The 2917-nt window shown below is 66.4% G+C and carries 3 protein-coding genes and 1 pseudogene; 3 read left to right on the top strand and 1 reads right to left on the bottom strand.

The features are described 5' to 3' along the window. Positions 1-13 precede the first annotated feature (13 nt). Positions 14-445: pseudogene (locus EN984_RS29045) on the top strand (anti-sigma factor); the annotation flags it as partial. Beyond that, positions 435-1865 carry a S8 family serine peptidase gene (locus EN984_RS29040; RefSeq protein ID WP_127372148.1) on the top strand — a complete coding sequence of 477 codons (1431 nt, stop codon included), beginning with the start codon at positions 435-437 and terminating at the stop codon, positions 1863-1865. The pseudogene EN984_RS29045 and the gene EN984_RS29040, both read left to right, overlap by 11 nt. Before the next feature lie 11 nt (positions 1866-1876). On the opposite strand, the gene EN984_RS29035 is transcribed toward EN984_RS29040, so the two are convergent. Continuing rightward, a complete protein-coding gene (locus EN984_RS29035) occupies positions 1877-2371 on the bottom strand; it encodes a hypothetical protein (RefSeq protein WP_127271222.1) in 495 nt (164 codons plus the stop codon). A gap of 134 nt (positions 2372-2505) precedes the next feature. Between EN984_RS29035 and EN984_RS29030 the strand changes: the two genes are divergently transcribed. Continuing rightward, the coding region (locus tag EN984_RS29030) for a LysR family transcriptional regulator (RefSeq protein ID WP_127384141.1) at positions 2506-2917 on the top strand (412 nt) is incomplete at its 3' end.

Below are 2917 nucleotides of genomic sequence, written 5' to 3'. Positions count from 1 at the left end.
GGCACCGCCATGAAGCGGCCCCAGGCCTGCGCGCAAGCCGGCAGGATCGTCCTGGCTGGCGCAGGCCTGGGGCCGCTTCATGGCGGTGCCGGTCGGTGTCGCCTGGGCGGCAGCCGCGGTTCTGCTGGCCCTGGTCATGGTGCAGTCGTTTGTCGAACCCGGCGGCAAGGGCAATGATTTCGAGATTGCCGGCGCGGAAAACGATCCGGCGAAAATGCCGTTCGCGCTGGTCAAGTTCAAGCCGGATGCCAGGATGTCGGACATATCCGCCTTCCTCGGCAGCAACGGCATGAAGATCGTCGGCGGACCGACCGCCGACGGCGTGTTCCGGCTTGGCATCCCGGCTGCCAACGCAGCCGACTACACCAAGCAAATCGGCCTCATTGCCGCCCAGCCCTTCGCGGAAACTGTGATCGAGGGAAGGAAACCGGTTGATGGCGGCTGAGGCGGTCATTCGATTTGCGGCAGTGCTTGCGACGGCGATGGCGATCGCCGTGCCCGCGTCGGCGCAGACCAGCAGCGCCAATCCTGATCGGACGCAAATCGACTGCGGCGATGGGACCAATGCGGCGGGAGCCGACTGCGCCAAGGATGGCAGCGACACAAAGGGCGGATCGGACGCAGGCCAATCCGGCGCCGTCTTCCTGCCGGCGCTGATCGTCGACCTGTTTCCTAACCCGGCGGCGCCTCCGACCCCTGTGCCGACGCCACGGCCGGCACCCGCGACGCCGCCTGCCGATAACCAAGCCGGCCCCCCGCCCGGTGGCCCGATCGTCTCGCCGACCGATCTCATTGCCGTTCAGCCGCCGCGCGCGGTGGTCGGCGATTTCGTGCCCGACGAGGTGCTGGTGACCGTCGACGGCGATGCCGGCGCCGTCCAGCAGATCGCCGCTTCTTTCGGCCTGCAGGTGCGCTCGCAGCGCCAGTCGCTTCTGCTTGGCACCACGCTTGTGCGCTTCGGCATTCCCGACGGCCGGCCCGTCGGCGTCGTGCTGGCGCAACTGGCCGCCGACGGCCGCACCCAGCGGCGCGAGCCCAACCATGTCTATTCGCTGCAGCAGGCCGCCGGCATCGTCAACTATGCGTTCGATCGTATCGCGCTCGATGCCAAGCAGGCCAGCGGCGAAAACGTCCGCATCGCGGTGATCGACACTGGCATCGACGACACCAACCCGGCGCTGTCGGGCGTCATTGCCGGGCAGTTCGACGCCATGCCCGACGTGCCGATCGAAAAGCGCGATCACGGCACGTCGATCGACGGGCTGATCGCCGGCGTCGGCGTGCTGGAAGGCATGGCGCCGGGCGCAAAGATCTATCACGCCCGCGCCTTCGAGGGCGGCAAGTCGACCATGGACGTCATCCTGTCGGCGCTCGACTGGGCGGCGGAACAGGACGTGCGCATCATCAATATGAGCTTCGTCGGGCCGAAGAACGATTTGCTCGGCGTCGCCTGCCGCAATGCCCGCGCACTCGGCATGGTGCTGGTCGCCGCAGCCGGCAACAACGGGCCGAAGGCGCCCTATGGCTATCCGGCGGCTTTCGATGGTGTCATCGCAGTCACCGCCACTGATGCCAAGGACGGGCTGATGCCGCAGGCCAATCGCGGCGCCTATGTCTTCATCTCGGCGCCTGGCGTCGAGATGGTGGCGCCGAGCGGCGCCGGCTCGGACGTGGTCACCGGTACCTCGTTTGCGGCGGCGATCGTGAGCGGCGCCATCGCCAATCTCATCCACGCCGCGCCCGGTCGAACGGCCGACGGCATCGAGAAGGCGCTCGCGGCGACGGCCAGGGATCTCGGCCCCAAGGGACGCGACAATGATTTCGGCTACGGTCTGCTGGACATCAGGGCGGCGGCAAAGGATTAGTCTGCGACAGGTCAAGTCGCGGCTTGCGGAGGACGCACCAGAAAATAGAGCGCGACGGTGTGCGTGATCATCAGCAGCGGCACGTAGATGATCGGGATCGCGTAGGTGGCGCCCAGTTCGCCCGCACGCTGGGGAAGGCCGACCTGGATGGCGTGGTAATAGTCTACGACGAGGTCGACAGTCCCGACCAGATTGAAGGCAACGACGAGCGCCCAGAAGATCCGAGGTATCCTTGCCGTGACCAGCGCCAGCATGGCCAGCACTCCTGTTATGAGGTCGCCGTAGGCAGCAAACACGGCAAAGCCGGCAGGCAAATCGGGGCCGACGACACCCGGAACGAGGAAGACCAGCCCGAAGAAGCGGAAGCTGTGCAGAGTGGCGACAGCGCGTTGCGTCGCGACCCGGTCCATAGACCTGAGCCACGGCAAACCGTATACGGCGAAGCAAAGCAGCCACGCGACATAGCCCAGAACAAGATGGATTTGGAACACGACCTCGGTTGACATCTGGCCTCTCTCGAAACTGGTTCATGCGACCTCCGACACCGCGTGAGACGCAGGGCAGCCCTTGGCGGACTACCTTGACCGACCTACTAAGCCCGCTTCCATAATTCGACCATCCGCTGTAATCACAACAACCCATGAAGCAGAACTACACAGTCCGGCACGGAGCGCTGGAGGGCGTCGAGGCATTCCTGGCCGTCGCCAGGCACCGCAACTTCCGCCGCGCCGCAGCGGAACTCGGCGTGACACCGTCCGCCGTGAGCCAGGCGGTGCGCGCGCTGGAAACACGCATGGGTGCGGCGTTGTTCGTTCGCACAACGCGGAGTGTCGGCTTGAGCGAGCCTGGCCAACGGTTCCTCGACCGTGCCGGCCCTGCTTTCGAAGAACTTGTGGCGGCCGGCGAGGCGGTGCGTGACATCGGCCGGCGGCCGACCGGTCTGCTGCGCCTGTCCGTACCCCGCGCCGTCGTGCCCTTGATCCTGGAGCCGATGATCGCGTCGTTCTGCCGGGCCTATCCCGAGATCGAACTGGAGATCGCCGCGAGCGACG

Source organism: Mesorhizobium sp. M7A.F.Ca.CA.004.12.1.1 (assembly GCF_003997835.1).
In the GTDB taxonomy this organism is placed as follows: Bacteria; Pseudomonadota; Alphaproteobacteria; order Rhizobiales; family Rhizobiaceae; genus Mesorhizobium.
The sequence above is the reverse complement of the archived record's forward strand: the minus strand, read 5'-3'. Positions and strand labels throughout refer to the sequence as shown.

Excerpts from the sequence above, each read along its gene's own strand:
- EN984_RS29040 (WP_127372148.1), top strand. The coding sequence starts at position 435 with ATGGCGGCTGAGGCGGTCATTCGATTTGCGGCAGTGCTTGCGACGGCG.
- EN984_RS29035 (WP_127271222.1), bottom strand. The coding sequence starts at position 2,371 with ATGTCAACCGAGGTCGTGTTCCAAATCCATCTTGTTCTGGGCTATGTC.